Consider the following 16,341-nt stretch of genomic DNA (forward strand, 5'->3'; position numbering starts at 1 on the left):
GCCGCGCACTCGAACCGGACACCCAACCGCGACGGGCTGGGGTCAGAACGCGATCGCGGGCGCCGTGGACGCGAAAACTGGCCTGGGTCCTGACTTCACTCAGACAACGGCCGACCCGGGCCAGCGGTGGCTCCGATGAATGACCGCGCTAGGCCTCCACCAGGCTCCACTGCTTGTTCAAGCGCTTGTCCGACACCGGCATCCGGGTCCCCAGTTGCTGGGCCCAGAGCGACACCCGGTACTCTTCCAGCATCCAGCGATAGAGCTCCAGGTTGGCGTCGCGCTTGCCCTCCTGACCATGCTTGGCGGCGCGGGCGCGATACTGCTCCCAGAGTCCGGCCAGCTCGCCGCTCCAGACGCGATCGCGCTGCACCTGGCCGCCGAGCTTGTCGAAACGCTGCTCGATGGCCTTGAGGTAGCGCGGGTATTCCTTGAGCCACTCCAGCGGCGTATCCCGGACGAAGCCGGGATAGACCAGGCTGGCCAATTGCGCCTTGATGTCGTTCAGGGCCACCGCCTGGGCCAGGTCGATGCGGCCCTTGAATTTCTTCTGCAGGCCATGCCAGAGCTTGAGGATCTCCAGGGTCAGGCGTGCGATCCGTTCGGCCTGTTCGGTCAAGCCCGCCTTGCGTCGCTCGGCCAATGAAGCCAGGCCGGCGCCATCGCGGGGCAGCTCGGCTTCGTCGGCGAGGATGGCGGCGTCCAGGCTGGCCAACAGGATATCTTCCACCAGGGCTTCCGGCCGACCCAATTCGCGGTGCAGCAGACTCAGCTCGGTGAGGCCGGGCAACTTGCCGCGCAGGAACTTGGCCTGCTCCGTCAGTTGCTGCAGCAGCAGTCGCTGCAACGCGCGACGGTGCTGGTAGCGGGCCTCGGCCTGGGTGGCGAAGCGGCCTTCGCGTACGGTGCCCTGCTCGTCCACCAGTGCCGGATAGACCGTCATCGACAGTCCTGCCACCTGCTGCTGGGTCTTGGCCGCCACCTCGGCGAAGGCCTTGGCCTCCACCGGGCGCTGCTCCTGACGCTTCTGTGTCGGTAGCGCCAGTGCCGCCTGGCTTTCCTGGGCGAAGCGCGCCGTCACCTCGGCCAGATCGCGACCTTCGCCCAGGGGCTTGCCCTGGGCATCGACGACTTCGAGATTCATGCGCAGATGAGGGTCCAGGCCGGCTTCGGCTTCCGGCCAGGCTTCGTCGGGAATGCGCGCGCCGGTCATGCGCTGCAGTTCGCGCCCAAGGGCTTCGTGGAGCGAGCCCTCGCCGAAGGGAATCTTGTCCAGGGCGGCGCGAACGAAATCCGGAACCGGGACGAAGTTCTTGCGCAAGGCCTTGGGCAGGTTGCGCACCAGGGCCACGCAGCGATCATAGAGCAACCCCGGCACCAGCCAGTCGAGGCGCTGGGGTGGCAACTGTGGCAACAGCGGCGCGGGCACCCGCAGGGTGACGCCATCGCGGGGATGGGTCGGGTCGAATTCGTAGGACAGCGGCAAGATCAGTTCGCCCAGGCGCAGGGTGTCCGGGTACTGGGTGGCGGTCACCTCGCTGGCTTCGCGGGCGAGGACGTCCTCTTCACGCATCAGCAAGAGGTCAGGCTGCTTGGCGCTCTCGCGGCGATACCAGCTGTCGAAGGTGGCGGTCTGGTAGACGTCCGCCGGCAGGCGCGCGGCATAGTAGTCGAACAGCGTCTCTTCGTCGGCGAGGATGTCACGGCGCCGCGCCTTGGCCTCCAGCTCGTCCAGGCGTTCCAGCAGGGCGCGGTTGGCCGCCAGGCACTTGGCGCGGCTGTTGATCTCGCCACGCACCAGGCCTTCGCGGATGAACAGCTCGCGGGCAGCAGGCGGATCGATGGGGCCGAAGTGCACCGGGCGGCGGCCGACCACGATCAGGCCATAGAGGGTGACCTGTTCATAGGCCACCACCTGGCCGCGCTTCTTCTCCCAGTGCGGTTCCAGATGGGTCTTCTTGACCAGGTGGCCCGCCACCGGCTCGATCCAGTCCGGTTCGATCTTGGCCACCATGCGGGCGAACAGCTTGGTGGTCTCCACCAGTTCCGCGGCCATGATCCAGGTGGGTTTCTTGCGGCCGATGACGCTGCTGGGATGGATCCAGAAGCGTCGCTGACGCGCGCCCAGGTAGTCGCCGTCCTCGCTCTTCTGGCCGATCTGGCTGAGCAGACCGGCGAGAATGGCCTTGTGCAGCGCCGCATAGCCGCGGGCACGCACCGCCGCCTCGCTGGCCTCGGCCTGTTGCTGGGCCTTGGCGTTGACGTGCTTGTCGGTGGTAGGCGCAGGTCTGTTGCCGACCTCCGCGGGTGCCGGCGCCGGACTTTCGGTCTTGCGCGCCTGGAGCCCCAGCTCCCGGCAGAGCAGGGTCAGCTGGCGATGGGCATCGCGCCATTCGCGCAGCCGCAGGTAGTTGAGGAAGTGCTTGCGGCACCAGCTGCGCAGGGCATTGGAGCCCAGCGCCTGGCGCTGCTCCTCGAAGCCGTGCCAGAGATTGACCAGGGCGGCGAAGTCCGAATCCGGGTCCTTCCACTGGGCATGGGCTTGGTCGGCCTGGGTCTGGCGATCGGCCGGGCGCTCGCGCGGGTCCTGCACCGACAGGGCGCTGGTGACGATCAGCACCTCGGCGAGACTGCCCTGCTCCGTTGCCTCCAGCAGCATGCGGCCCAGGCGCGGATCGACGGGCAGGCGCGCTAGTTGCCTACCCAGGGGCAGCAGGCGGCCTTCGACATCGACCGCCGAGAGTTCCTGCAACAGGGTGAAGCCGTCCTTGATGGCCTTGCCATCCGGCGGCTCGATGAAGGGGAAATCTTCGATGCGACCCAGGCGCAGATGCAGCATCTGCAGGATCACCGCCGCCAGGTTGGTGCGCAGGATCTCCGGATCGGTGAAGGTCGGCCGCCCCAGGAAGTCTTCTTCGCTGTAGAGGCGAATGCAGATGCCCGGCTCGACCCGCCCGCAGCGGCCTTTGCGCTGGTTGGCGCTGGCCTGGGAGACGGCTTCGATAGGCAACCGCTGGACCTTGGCTCTATAGCTGTAGCGGCTGATGCGCGCGGTGCCGCTGTCGATCACGTAGCGAATGCCCGGCACGGTCAGCGAGGTCTCGGCGACGTTGGTGGCCAGCACGATCTTGCGTCCGGGACGCGGCTGGAAGATCTTCTGCTGCTCGGCCGGGGTCAGCCGCGCATAGAGCGGCAAGACCTCGGTGAATTTTAGCTGGGCCTTGCGCAGCACCTCGGCGCAATCGCGGATCTCGCGCTCGCCGGGCAGAAACACCAGCACATCGCCCGGGCGCTGGCCAACGCTGCGCTCGTGGGCCTCGATCTCGTCCAGGGCCTGGAGGATGCCCTGGTCCACGGAGAGGTCGTCCACCAGCCGCTCGCCGTCTTCGTCCACCTCGGCGCTGAGGGGGCGGTACCAGGTATCCACCGGATAGGTCCGCCCGGACACCTCGACGATGGGCGCGCCGTCGAAATGCTGGGAGAAGCGCTCCAGGTCGATGGTGGCCGAGGTGATGATCAGCTTGAGATCGGGTCGGCGCGGCAGCAGGGTCTTGAGAAAGCCCAGCAGGAAATCGATGTTGAGACTGCGCTCGTGGGCCTCGTCGACGATAAGGGTGTCATAGCGTTCGAGAAAGCGGTCGTGCTGGGTCTCGGCCAGCAGGATGCCGTCGGTCATCAGCTTGATCAGGGTGGCGTCGGTGCTCTGGTCTTCGAAGCGCACCTGATAGCCCACCAGCTCGCCCAGCGGCGAACCCAGCTCCTCCGCTACCCGCGCACCCACGCTGCGTGCTGCCAGCCGGCGGGGCTGGGTGTGGCCGATCAGCCCTTGTACACCCCTGCCCAATTCCAGACAGATCTTGGGCAACTGGGTGGTCTTGCCCGAACCGGTCTCGCCGGCGATCACCACCACCTGATGGCCTTCGATGGCGCGCTTGATCTCCTCGCGCTTGGCCGCGATCGGCAGGGCATCGTCGTAACGGATGCGCGGCACGCTGGCACGCCGCGCCTCGACCTTGGCGCAGGAGGCCTGAAAGCGTTCCAGCCACTGGGCCTCGCGGGCTGGATCGGGCTGTTTCTGCAAGGCCTGGAGCTGGCGTCTCAGGCGATGGCGATCGGCGTTGAAGGCCTGATCCAGGTTGGCGGCAAGACGGGCAACGGCGGGGGTATCGGTCATGAAACTCTTTCGACGGCGGTCGTTTGGACCGGTAAGTGTAAAAGAGTTGGGGGGTCTGGCGGGGCTTTACAAGAACGGCGGGCGGAAAACCGCCGGGTTGCCTGCCTTTGCGCGACGCCTGGTCGCGCAAAGGCAACACGAGGTCAGAGGCTGTTCAAAGGCTAGCGAGCTAGAGACAAACAAGGCGAAAGTGGCTGAGGAAGCGGAGTCTACAATTAGTAGATGAGCATTCCGAAGCCACTTTCAACGCCGTTTGGCCGACGCGCAGCAGTCTTTGAACAGTCTCTCAGCGCTTGGCCTGGACACTGGCCATGTTCAATCCGGCCGGCGGCGTGCGCAGCGCCATGTCGAGGGATTGCAGCGCCTTCCAGGCATCCTGCTGCAGATCGGCCGGATCGGCATGATCGAACTTGATCTTCTCGCCGGCGGCCGGCAGCGGTGGACGGGTGCCGTAGATCAGCGCATAGAACACCGAAGCGGTCAGGTAGGTGCCAGTAAAGGACGGGTGGCTGCCGTCGGGCAGGAACAGCCCCGGCTGCGGCTGATCGGCCAGGGCCTTCTGCCAGGCCTGGCCCACCGGGGCCAGCAGCGCGCCGGTTTCCTTGGCCAGGGGGGTGTAGACGCTGTCCAGCTGCGCCTGCATGGTCGGGTTGTTCTGCCGTGCCCAGGTCAGGTAGAGGATCGGCTGGGCGCCGTCCTTGCGCGCCAGATCGGCGATCAGGCGGACGTACCGACGGGTGAGGTCCGGATTCTTCACCGGCATCATGCTGTGGTCCTGGATCACCACGTAGTCGTAGTTGGCCTTGGCCAGCTCGTCCTGCACGTCGTGGCGCTTCCAGTGTTCCTCAAGGCTGGCGCCGCTGAAGGTCACATGCTTGACGTCCAGCGGGCGGGGTTGGCCGGCCTCGACGGACATTTGACGGACCATCGCCGGTAGATCGTTGACGAAGGTATAGCTGTTGCCCACGAACAGGACGCGGATGGGTTCACCCGCCTGGACCTGGCCGAGCATGCTGGAGCCCAGCAGGAAGAGGCCCAGCAAGGCCTGGCGTACGCAAATTCGCATGGTGTGTCCTCAAGGAGAGAGGTCGAAGAGATGACGGCAAAATGCCGCCTGCGGTTTATACCCGAACCTCTTGCGAAAACCATGCTTGGAGACCGGCGGCACCGCTACCAGTCGACGAGAGGTAGCGGCGCGGGGGACATGGTGAAGCCCTGTTACGTCTTCTTGAGTTCGGCGTCACGCAGTTCGCGGCGCAGGATCTTGCCAACGTTGGTGGTCGGCAGGCTGTCGCGGAATTCCACCAACTTGGGTCGCTTGTAGCCGGTGACGTTGTCGTGCATGTGCTTGAGCACCTGTTCGGTGGTCAGGGATGCACCCGGCTTGGGCACCACGAACACCTTGATCTTCTCCCCTGCCACCTCGTCGGGAATGCCGATGGCCGCGCACTGCAGCACCCCGGGTAACTGGGAGAGCACCTCTTCCAGTTCGTTGGGATAGACGTTGAAACCGGACACCAGGATCATGTCCTTCTTGCGATCGACGATGCGCAGATAGCCATCGGGTTCGATGACGGCGATGTCGCCGGTACGCAGCCAGCCTTCGGCGTCCAGGACTTCGGCGGTGGCCTCGGGGCGCAGCCAGTAGCCCTTCATCACCTGAGGCCCCTTGACGCACAGTTCACCGGGGGTGTCGAAGCCCAGGGCCACGCCATCGGCATCCACCACCTTGCAGTCGGTACCTGGTACCGGTACGCCAATGGTGCCCAGCCGGCGACGCTCCAGCGGATTGAAGCTCACCACGGGACTGGTCTCGGTCATGCCGTAGCCTTCGCAGATGCCGCAGCCGGTCACCTCTTCCCAGCGCAGGGCCACGGACTGCTGCAGCGCCATGCCACCGGAGAAGGTCACCTTGAGCTGGGAGAAATCCAGCTGGCGGAACTCCTCGCTGTTGCACAGGGCGGCGAACAGGGTGTTGAGACCAACGAAGCCGTTGAAGCGCCACTGCCTGAGTTCCTTGACCAGCGCGGGCAGGTCGCGGGGATTGGTGATCAGGACGTTGTGGTTACCCTGGATCAGCATGGCCATGCAGTGAATGGTGAAGGCATAGATGTGGTAGAGCGGCAGCGGCGCGATCATGACCTGGGCACCGCCGCCCAGGTACTTGGTCATCAGCACCTGGCACTGCAGCATGTTGGCCACGAGATTGCGGTGGGTCAGCATGGCGCCCTTGGCGATGCCGGTGGTGCCGCCGGTGTACTGCAGCACGGCGACATCCTCCGCCGCCGGGTCGGCGTCGACGAAATCGACGTGCTCGCCCTTGGTCATGGCATCGACGAAGCGGATGGAATGGGGAATGCGATAGGCCGGCACCATCTTCTTGACGTGGCGGACCACGGCGTTCACCAGCAGGCGCTTGAAGGTCGGCAGCAGGTCGCCGACCTCGGTGATGATGACGTGCCGGATGTCGGTCTGCGGCAGCACCTGTTCGGCCAGGTGCGCCATGTTGGCCAGGCACACCAGCGCCCGGGCGCCGGAATCCTTGAACTGGTGCTGCATCTCACGGGCGGTGTACAGCGGGTTGGTGTTGACCACCACCAGGCCGGCGCGCATGGCGCCAAACACCACCACCGGGTACTGCAGCACATTGGGCATCTGCACGGCGATGCGATCGCCGGGTTGCAGGTCAGTGTGCTTCTGCAGGTAGGCAGCGAACTGACCGGACAGCTCATAGAGTTCGCGGTAGCTCAGCGTCCGCCCGAGATTGCTGAACGCCGGGCGCTCGGCGTAGGTCTGGCAGGCCTCGCGGAATACCGCCAGGACGTTGCGATAACGGTCCAGGTCTATGTCTGTCTGGATGCCCTCGGGATATTTGTCACTCCAGAAATTCGGCATCATGCAGCCCGCTCCCGCTCTATGGTTATTGTTCGTTGGCGTGCCGTGATCAGCGCTGAACCGGCCCTGCGAGCCTAGCAGCTTTGCCCTGCCCGCAACAGCATCAATATCCGCCCTGAACGTCACCTAATGACCATAAAGTCATTTATGGTCACCTTCTCTGTCGGCTTTTCCGGGCGTCGATTAGCCTCAGACGACCAGCCTGGGTAGAATGCCCGGCTTCGCGGCGTCTGCCGCCTTGTCACAGCTGCTGGAGCGCCTCATGAGCCTGACCGAAAACATCCCTTATGAAGCCCTCGAGATCGGCCAGAAGGTGACCGTGACCCGCACCATCGAGCAGCGCGACGTGCTGCTGTTCGCCGCCCTCTCCGGGGACTGCAACCCGTTGCACCTAGATGCCGACTTCGCCGCCAAGACGCTGTTTCGCGAGCCCATCGCCCACGGCATGCTCAGTGGCGCCCTGATCAGCGCCGCGGTGGCCTGCAACCTGCCGGGCCCAGGCACTCTTTATGTCGACCAGACCATGACCTTCGAAAAGCCGGTCAAGCTGGGCGATACCCTGACGGTGGAAATCGAGGTGCTGGAAAAGCTGCCGAAGTTTCGCGTGAACCTGGCCACCCGCGTGTTCAACCAACACGGTGACAAGGTCGTCGACGGTGTCGCCAAGGTGGTCGCGCCGCGCAAGGCGGTGCAGGTGCAGCAGGTCGAACTGCCCCCCGTTACCGTCGGCTGATGTTCAGCCACGATCTGCTGCGCGTCGGCCTAACTGCGTTAAAAACGCCTTCGGAATGCTCATTTACCATTTGTAAACTCCGCTTCCTCAGGCGTTTTTGCCTTGTTCGACTCTAGCTCGCTAGATCGTAAAACATAGCTTATCAACACTACCTCAACTCAGATCGGCCAGGCCTCGTTGCAGCGGGGCTTGCAGACTGAACTCGCTGAACGCCACTTCCATGCCGCCCCGCTCCGGGGTGCCACAGACCGGGCCGACCCGGTACTCCGCGGCGGCTGGCAAGCTGGCCAGGCGCAGCAGCGGCCAGCGCTGACCGTCCAGCGAGGCCTGCACCCGCAGGCTACCCTGGGTCAGGGTGACCCTCAGCCACACCTCTTCCCGCTCGCCCAGCGGTGCGCCCAGGGCAAGATCCGAACGGCCCTGGGTCAGGACGCTGAGCAGTTGCGGCGTGTCGTCGAAGTAGCCGATGCCAGCGCGCAGCCACTGCTGCTCGTCGATCCGCACCATCAGCCCGGCATGGTCACCCTGGTTCTTGCAGCGCGCCACGACCCGCACCTGCGCGGTGAAACCGCTGGTGACCCGGGCGCCGAAGAAGTGACCACTGTGGCGCTCGGCGCCGTCGCGGGTCTGACGCCAGAAGTCACTGTGGCGATCGGTGATGACCCGGAGCCGCTCGGGCTCGGCCAGCCAGGTCTCGGGTTCATTGATCCATTGGCAGATGTCGAACATGGGGCTCTCCTCGCGTGCTCGCGCTTGGAGTCCGGGCTGCCCCGCAAGTTCGTCTAGGCGCCGCCTTTGAGGATGGCGGCGGCGATCTGGTTGAGACCGATTTCCTGCTCCACGGCGCCGAGTTTCATGGCCTCCTTGGGCATGCCGTACACCACGCAGCTGTCTTCGTCCTGGCCGAGGGTACGGCCGCCGGCTTCGCGTAGTTCCTTGAGGCCACGGGCGCCGTCGTCGCCCATGCCGGTCATGATGATGCCGAGGGCGTTGCTGCCGGCCGCCCGCGCCACCGAGCGGAACAGTACGTCCACCGAAGGTCGGTGGCGGCTCACCGGCGGGCCATCGACCACGTCCACGTGGTACTGGGCACCACTGCGCTTGAGCAACATGTGCCGGCCACCCGGGGCGATGAGCACCCGTCCCGGGGTGACGCGATCACCGTGCCGCGCTTCGCGGACCTCAAGGTCGCAGAGGCGATCCAGGCGCTCGGCGAAGGCGGCGGTGAAACGCTCGGGCATATGCTGCACGACGACGATGCCGGGACAGACCCGCGGCAAGGAGGTGAGCACGGCTTCCAGCGCCTGGGTACCCCCGGTGGAGGTGCCCAGCGCCACCAGCCGCTCGGTGGTCCGGGCCATGGCCGTGCCACCGGCGGGTAGGATGACATCGGCGCTGAGCTTGGGCGCTGCCACCACGGGCGCCGCCCGCGGCGCCAGGCGCTTGAGATTGGCGCGGGCTGCCGCCTTGATGGCATGCACCAGGTCCTCGGTCGAGCCCTGGAGGAATTGCTTGAGATTGGCCTGGGGCTTGGTGACGATGCTAACCGCGCCAGCCGCCATGGCCTGCAGGGTGGTGGCAGCGCCCTTCTCGGTGAGGGTGGAGCAGATCACCACCGGGGTCGGCCGCTCGGACATCAGCTTCTTGAGAAAGGTGATGCCGTCCATGCGCGGCATCTCCACGTCCAGCACCAGGACGTCCGGCCATTGCTTGCGCATCTTGTCCATGGCGAATACCGGATCGGCCGCTACGCCGACCACCTCGATGCCCGGATCCAGGGCCAGGCTCTGTGCCAGCACCTGACGCACCACGGCTGAATCGTCGACGATGAGAACCTTGATCTTATTCATTAGGGGTAGTCCGGAGAGGAGGGATTTGCGCTCAGGGTCGCCTGCTGGAGAGAGACAGCGCCCGTGCGCAGATCGAGGATCAACTTGCGGTGCCCGATACCTTCGACATGGGTCTTGTCGCACCTTAGACCATAGGCGGCCAGCAAGGCGCGCGCGGCCTCCACGTTGCGCTGCCCGATGGACGCCACCGGCGTGCTCGGCACTCCGGGGAACATGGAGCCACCGCCATAGAGGTGAATGCGATACCCGCGTGGATCGCTGCCATGGCGCGCCATGGCCCTGAGGATCAGATAGAGGGCATCGTCGATGTAATGGCCGTCGCGCCGGGTGGTCTTGGCGCCACCCAGCCGACTGGGCAGCAGGGAGTGGGTCATGCCCCCCAACCGATCACCCGGGTGCCAGAAGACGAAGGACACGCAAGAGCCCAGTACCGTCCGCAGTTGCAGATCGCCACGACCGAAATACCAGTCGCCGGGGGTGAGGAAGCGTTCGCCCACCGCCACGGTGCTCAGATCGGCCGCTGATAGATGGAAGGCGACACCATGCGCAAGGCCTCGGTCACGCCATTGAGGGTTTCCGAATGGCTGATGAAGAAATAGCCACCCGGACGCAGATGGCGGACCAGCCGTTCGACGACCTGGCGCTTGGTGGGCAGATCGAAATAGATCATCACGTTACGCAGAAAGATGACGTCGAATTTGCCCACCTCCGGCAACCGGGTATTGAGGTTGATCTGCATGAAGGAGATGCGCGCCGCCAGTGCCGGATCGACCAGGAAGATGCCGGCGTTGTTACCCACGCCCTTGAAGCAGTACCGCCGCAGCAGGGCTGCGGGAATGCCTTCGGCCTCCTCCAGCGGGTACTGCCCGAGGCGCGCCTTTTCCAGCACCCGGGTGCTGAGATCGGAGGCGAGCATCTCCCAGGGCTTCTCGCCGAGGCCCTCGGCCAGGGTCATGGCCAGGGTGTAGGGCTCTTCGCCGGAGGAACAGGCGCCGCTCCACAGGCGAAACGGCTGGCTGCCCTTCCAATTCGGCAGCACCTGGGTGCGCAGGAAGTCGAAGTGCTTGGGCTCGCGGAAGAAATAGGTCTCGTTGGTGGTGAGCAGATCCACCGCCATCTGGAACTCCCCCCGATCCTGCTGGATCAGGCGGAAGTAGGCGCCGTAGCTGGGCAGCTGGCGCAGGCGGATGCGCTTGGCCAGCCGTCCGCCCACCAGCGGCTTCTTGGCATCGGACATGCTGATGCCCGCGACCTTGAAGATCAGGGAGCGGAATTGCTGGAACTCGGCATCGGTGAGCGCGAGGGCCTCGGACACGCTCATGCTCAGGCAGCCGGAATGGCAGCGAGCTGCTGGTAGTCGTCCTCACCGAGCACGCGCTCGATGTTGAGCAGGATGACGAAGCCGTCGCCCTGCTTGGCCATGCCGAGGATGAAATCGGTGCGCACCCGGGCGCCGAAATCCGGCGCCGGCTCGATGGCATCCGCGCCGATTTCCAGTACCTCGCTGACGGCATCCACCACCACCCCCAGCACCTGGGTGCGCTGCCCGCCCTGCACCTCCAGCACCACGATGCAGCTGCGCCGGGTCACCTCTGTGGGCCGGCCATGAAAACGCACGCCGAGGTCCATCACCGGTACCGCGGCGCCGCGCAGGTTGATCACCCCACGGATCGATGGCGGTAGCATGGGTACGCTGGTCACCGCGCCATACTCGATGATCTCGCGCACGCAGCCGGTACCCACCGCGTACATGTCACCGCCCAGCTGGAAGGTAAGAAACTGCCGGGGCAGATCTGTACTACTCATCAGACACTCTCCTCGAAATGGGCGAAGCCGACCGGGGCCTTGCCCCGGGTGGCAACGGTCACGGGCGCGGAGCGGAAGGCGGATGCCTTGCGCTTGGCCTTGCCCTGGCTCGAGCCGGTATTCGGGGACAGGCCCGCGTTGACGCCCGGCAGGGCATTGCCCAGGGTGAAGAATTCCATCAGTTGCTGCAGTTGCTCGGCCTGGCCGCTCATCTCCTCTGAGGTGGCCGCCAGCTCTTCCGACGCCGAGGCGTTCTGCTGGGTGAGCTGGCTCAGTTGCAGCATGGCGCTGTTGATCTGATCGACCCCGGCGCTCTGCTCTTCGGAAGCAGCGGTGATCTCCTGCACCAGATCCGAGGTCTTGTTGATCGAGGGGACCATCTCGCTGAGCAGGGTGCCGGCGCGCTCGGCCAGGGCCACGCTGTTCTTGGCGACCTCACCGATTTCCTGGGCCGCGACCTGGCTGCGTTCGGCCAGCTTGCGTACCTCGGCCGCCACCACCGCGAAGCCCTTGCCGTGCTCGCCGGCGCGGGCCGCTTCGATGGCGGCGTTGAGCGCCAGCAGGTTGGTCTGGTAGGCGATGGCGTCGACGATGCCGATCTTGTCGGCGATGGTCTTCATCGCCACCAGGGTATCGCGTACCGCCTCGCCACCCTCGCCCGCTTCCCGCGCGGCCTTGCCGGCCATGCCGTCGGTGACCCGGGCGTTCTCGGTGTTCTGGGCGATGGAGGCCGACATCTGCTCGATGCTGGCGCTGGTCTCCTCGACCGAGGCAGCCTGCTCGGTACTGGCCTGGCTCATGCTCTGGGCGGTGGCCGAGACCTCTTCCGAGGCACTGGCCAGGGAATCGGCGTTGCCGCGTACCTCGCCGATGATCTGCCCGAGGCGTTCGGTCATGCCGCGGATGGCCGCCAGCATGCTGGTGGTATCGCCCTCGCGGGTCTCCACCACGACGCTCAGATCGCCGCGGGCGACCCGACTGACCACATCGGCGGCATAGGCCGGCTCGCCGCCCAGCTGGCGGATGAGGCTGCGGGCGATCAGGTAGCCCATGGCGACCGACATCAGCAGCGCCACGGCACCCAGGACGATCATCAGGTTGCGGGCGTCCACATAGGCGCCGGTCGCGGCTTCGCCGGACTCGATCATGCGCTGGGCCTGGAGGTCATTGAGCTGATTGACCGCGGTGACCAGCTCGTTGTTGTTGGGGGCGAAGACGTTGAGCAGATAGTCACGCGCCTGCCCATGGTCGACGTCCAGCAGGCGGAAGAATTCGCTGTACTTGTCCTGCAGGCGCTGGCGGCTTTCCAGCACGGCCTTGAGCTTCTGCTTGCCTTCGTCGCTCTGGATCTTCTTGCCCAGGTCGGTGAGGATGTCGCCGTTCTCGCCCCGAATGCGCTTGATCTCGTCGAGGGTCTTGGCACGCTGGTCAGCGCCGTCCTGCAGCAGCAGGTTACGCATCTGGCGGCCGGAATCCAGGGTGTTGCGGGCCAGGGTGTTGGCCTGCACCGTCATGGGAAAGCGATACTGCGACATGGAGTCAGCGGCGTCCCTCATCGTCCCCATGTTCAGCAGCGCCACGCCGATGGTCAGCAGCAGCATGAGGATGGCGGCGCCGAAGCCCAGCATCAATTTGGTCGAAACACGCATCTTGTTCAGCATGGAATGACTTCCTAATGGTTACTGCCTAGTTCTTCGGCCTAGCCCTGGCCTTCTTTAACCGTTCTGCTATCTAGCACTTACCGCGTGTCCGCTCTGGAATGCGCCTCATCCGTTGCTCGACAGGGCCTTTGCAGCGCGACTCAGCAATACCAAGGCCTAGCCTGGCTGGCGTGTGTGCCACTTCCTTTCCACAAGGAAACGAAGCGTTACCCTTGGTCCGCAGCCGTCCATTCGGTTAGCACGGCGACCTAGCCAGCCGATCAATCGGTGGCATTACCGCCAAGGGGCGCATCAGCCGGCGCAGCGGCGCCAGCCGATGGCTGTTCAGCCAGGCCACGGCATGGCGCCTAGGCGCTATTCACCGAAGCGTGTGAAACCTTCTGGAAAGCGAGCGTTCGCCGTCTCGCCACGACCGGACGCTAGCGGATGATGGGACCTCGGCAACGACGGTCGGGCATGTTCCAGCGCGCGATCCAGATCGCGCATGGCGCGCCCCTTTCCGGTATGGAAGAAGTCCATGAGTCGTTGCAACTGTTCGGCCTGGCCGCTCATCTCTTCGGCCGTGGCCGCCAGCTCTTCCGATGCCGAGGCATTCTGCTGGGTGATCTGATTGAGTTGCAGCATGGCGGCGTTGATCTGCCCTGCCCCGCCGCTCTGCTCGTCGCTGGCCGCGGCGATCTCCTGTACCAGGCTCGAGGTCTTGGTGATGGAAGGGACGATCTGGTCCAGCAGGGTGCCGGCGCGTTCAGCCAGAGCCACGCTATTCTTGGCCACGGCACCGATTTCCTGGGCCGCCACCTGGCTGCGCTCGGCCAACTTGCGCACCTCGGCGGCCACCACCGCGAAGCCACGACCGTGCTCCCCGGCCCGCGCCGCCTCGATGGCCGCGTTGAGCGCCAGCAGATTGGTCTGGTAGGCGATGTCGTCGACAATACCGATCCGGTCGGCGATAGTCTTCATCGCCACGGTGGTATCACGGACCGCAGCACCACCCTCTTGCGCCTCCTGGGCCGCCTTACCGGCCATGCCGTCGGTAACCTTCGCATTTTCCGAATTCTGCGCGATGGACGCCGACATCTCTTCGATGCTGGCACTGGCTTCTTCCACGGATGCCGCCTGCTCGGTGCTGGCCTGGCTCATGCTCTGAGCGGTGGCGGAGATCTCCTCCGAGGCACTCGCCAGGGCATCGGCCGACAACCGCACCTCTCCGATGATCTGGTTGAGCTTGTCGACGGTGCCGTTGATGGAATTCTTCAGCTCCAGCAACTGGCCCTGGTAGTCGCCCTGAACGGTACGACTCAGATCCCCCTCCGCTAGCCTGGCCATCACGCCCATGGCCTCGTTCACTGGGGCGACAATGGCGTCCAAGGTACCGTTGATGCCAGCGACGATTCGACGGAAATCGCCCTGATGCAGGCTGACATCGGCGCGCGTATCGAGGTGACCGGCCATGGCCGCCTCGCTGAGGTGTTGGGCGTCATCGATCAGACGCTGGATATTGATCCGAACCTGTTCGACGTTGTCGTTGATGAAGGCCTTCTTGCCGGGGAAGCGCTCCAGCGGCGCCGAGAGATCGCCTTCGCCGAAGGCCTTGATGCAGGCCATGGCCTTCTTCTTCACCGCGATATGACCGGCGACCATGGCATTGATGCCAGCGGCGATTTCGCGATAGGAGCCCTGGAAGCGTTCGGCGTCGATACTGACGTCGATGTCGCCGGCATCATGCTCCCGGGACATCCGCTGCATCTCCGCCATCAATCCCTGCAGATTGCCCCGCAGCTGCTCGATGTGGGCGTTGATGAAGGCTTTCTTGCCCGGGAAGGCCTCCAGCGGCGCCGTCAGGTCGCCCTCGCCAAAGGCCTTGACGCAGGCCATGGCCTTCTTCTTGACCTGGATGTGACTGTCGACCAGCGCGTTGATACCGCTGGCCATCTCGGCAAAGGCGCCCTGCAGGCCCTGGGCTTCGATGCAGACCTCGATATCGCCGATGGCATGCTCGTGGGACATCCGCTGCAATTCGCCCTGCAGGGTCTGCAGACTGCCGCGCAGTTCCTCGACACTGGCGTTGATGAAGCCCTTCTGCCCGGGATAGGGATCGAGCTTCGCCGTGAAATCGCCAGCGGCGATCGCGCTGACGCAGGCCATGGCACGTCTTTGCTCGTCCTGCTGCAGTTGCAGCGTGCCAGCGTACTGCTCCAACCAGTCGCGATAGCAACCCGGAAACGCCCTGGCATTGGAGCGACCGTCGAGCTGACCTCGCGCCTGCTCCGTATTGATGCGTCCCCACTCGGCATCCACTTCGCGCAAGGTCGCCACCAGCCCGGCCAGTTGCGCCAACAGGCTCTGGGTATCCCCTTCGCGCAACGGCAACTGGCGTGGAAACTCACCACGCGCGAGCTGCGCCACCACCTGGGCGGCAACCCGCGGATCGGCGCCAAGCTGACGCTGCAAGGTGCGTATGATGAACCCGCCACCGAGGACCACTACGCCCAGGGCAGCCAGGCCCAGCACGCCCACCAGCCACTGGGCCGAACCGACACCTGGACCACCCAAAGCTTTCAGCTGATAACAGGCCGCCCCCACTACCAGAAGCAGGGCTACGGCCATGCTCAGTACCGACCACACCACTCGAGTCCGTAGCGAGAACATCAACTGCATGTTGCGCTTCCTTTTTCCTGTCTTTTCTGAGTCTTTGCATCAGGGATCCAGCGGCGCTCAGCTGGTACTACGCGCGGCCAGGCCGGCCAGTTCTTCGATATCCAGCACCCGCGGGACATCGAGGACGACGACGAAGCCGCTGCCCGACTTGACCATGCCGGCGATGAAGTCCGGGCGCAGGCGACTACCGAAGCTGGGCGCCGGGCGGATGTCGCCGGGGGCGATCTCCAGCACCTCGCTGACCGCATCGACGACCACGCCAAGCACCTGCAGGTCATCGCCCGTGGGCACCTCCAGGATGACGACACAGGTCCGTGGCCCGACCTGGGTCGGACTACCGCCGAAGCGTGCCTCCAGATCGATCACCGGCACCACCGCCCCGCGCAGGTTGATGACGCCGCGGATGCACGCCGGCATCCGCGGAACCTGGGTGAGCTGGCCGAATTCGAGAATCTCGCGCACGGCCAGGGTATCCACCGCATAGGTCTCTTCCTGCACGACAAAGGTCAGGTGCTGGTGACCCAGGGTGTCTTGCTCGAGATCGGAGATCGTCAGGGCGTTCAT

12 protein-coding genes are annotated in these 16,341 nt (G+C 65.1%); 1 reads left to right on the forward strand and 11 read right to left on the reverse strand.

Translation table 11 applies throughout. The features are described from left to right. Positions 1 to 148: 148 nt before the first annotated feature. The 3 genes from hrpA to NRG74_RS08545 form a co-directional block, all read right to left on the reverse strand. Complete coding sequence (gene hrpA, locus NRG74_RS08535; protein WP_257706280.1) at positions 149 to 4,174, reverse strand: ATP-dependent RNA helicase HrpA; 4,026 nt, start codon at positions 4,172 to 4,174, stop codon at positions 149 to 151. Between the two features lie 286 nt (positions 4,175 to 4,460). Continuing rightward, positions 4,461 to 5,240 (reverse strand): SGNH/GDSL hydrolase family protein, encoded by a 780-nt coding sequence (locus tag NRG74_RS08540; RefSeq protein ID WP_064307172.1) that lies wholly within the window; start codon positions 5,238 to 5,240, stop codon positions 4,461 to 4,463. Between the two features lie 152 nt (positions 5,241 to 5,392). After that, positions 5,393 to 7,072: a long-chain fatty acid--CoA ligase gene (locus NRG74_RS08545; protein WP_257706281.1), complete on the reverse strand. Its 1,680-nt coding sequence runs from the start codon at positions 7,070 to 7,072 to the stop codon at positions 5,393 to 5,395. Between the two features lie 259 nt (positions 7,073 to 7,331). Here NRG74_RS08545 and NRG74_RS08550 point away from each other — a divergent pair, with 259 nt between their 5' ends. After that, complete coding sequence (locus NRG74_RS08550; protein ID WP_017642763.1) at positions 7,332 to 7,802, forward strand: MaoC family dehydratase; 471 nt, start codon at positions 7,332 to 7,334, stop codon at positions 7,800 to 7,802. Between the two features lie 153 nt (positions 7,803 to 7,955). Here NRG74_RS08550 and NRG74_RS08555 read toward each other — a convergent pair whose 3' ends face one another. The 8 genes from NRG74_RS08555 to NRG74_RS08595 form a co-directional block, all read right to left on the reverse strand. Further along, complete coding sequence (locus NRG74_RS08555; RefSeq protein WP_257706282.1) at positions 7,956 to 8,531, reverse strand: DUF1349 domain-containing protein; 576 nt, start codon at positions 8,529 to 8,531, stop codon at positions 7,956 to 7,958. A gap of 53 nt (positions 8,532 to 8,584) precedes the next feature. After that, the gene (locus NRG74_RS08560) at positions 8,585 to 9,652 is read right to left on the reverse strand and encodes a protein-glutamate methylesterase/protein-glutamine glutaminase (protein ID WP_017642761.1); all 1,068 of its coding nucleotides are present in this window, start codon (positions 9,650 to 9,652) and stop codon (positions 8,585 to 8,587) included. Next, positions 9,652 to 10,149, reverse strand: coding sequence for a chemotaxis protein CheD (locus tag NRG74_RS08565; protein WP_257706283.1), 498 nt, complete (start codon positions 10,147 to 10,149; stop codon positions 9,652 to 9,654). Before NRG74_RS08565 ends, NRG74_RS08560 begins: the two co-directional genes overlap by 1 nt. An 11-nt stretch (positions 10,150 to 10,160) precedes the next feature. After that, complete coding sequence (locus NRG74_RS08570; protein WP_017642759.1) at positions 10,161 to 10,973, reverse strand: CheR family methyltransferase; 813 nt, start codon at positions 10,971 to 10,973, stop codon at positions 10,161 to 10,163. A 2-nt stretch (positions 10,974 to 10,975) separates the two neighbouring features. After that, the gene (locus NRG74_RS08575) at positions 10,976 to 11,458 is read right to left on the reverse strand and encodes a chemotaxis protein CheW (protein WP_257706284.1); all 483 of its coding nucleotides are present in this window, start codon (positions 11,456 to 11,458) and stop codon (positions 10,976 to 10,978) included. Further along, positions 11,458 to 13,119, reverse strand: a complete 1,662-nt coding sequence (locus NRG74_RS08580) for a methyl-accepting chemotaxis protein (protein WP_257706285.1) — start codon at positions 13,117 to 13,119, stop codon at positions 11,458 to 11,460. Before NRG74_RS08580 ends, NRG74_RS08575 begins: the two co-directional genes overlap by 1 nt. A gap of 354 nt (positions 13,120 to 13,473) precedes the next feature. Beyond that, the gene (locus NRG74_RS24600; protein WP_437181170.1) at positions 13,474 to 15,777 is read right to left on the reverse strand and encodes a methyl-accepting chemotaxis protein; all 2,304 of its coding nucleotides are present in this window, start codon (positions 15,775 to 15,777) and stop codon (positions 13,474 to 13,476) included. 57 nt (positions 15,778 to 15,834) lie between these two features. After that, positions 15,835 to 16,341 carry a chemotaxis protein CheW gene (locus NRG74_RS08595; RefSeq protein ID WP_017642755.1) on the reverse strand — a complete coding sequence of 169 codons (507 nt, stop codon included), beginning with the start codon at positions 16,339 to 16,341 and terminating at the stop codon, positions 15,835 to 15,837.

The organism is Pseudomonas oryzihabitans (assembly GCF_024652905.1).
Classification (GTDB): domain Bacteria; phylum Pseudomonadota; class Gammaproteobacteria; order Pseudomonadales; family Pseudomonadaceae; genus Chryseomonas; species Chryseomonas benzopyrenica.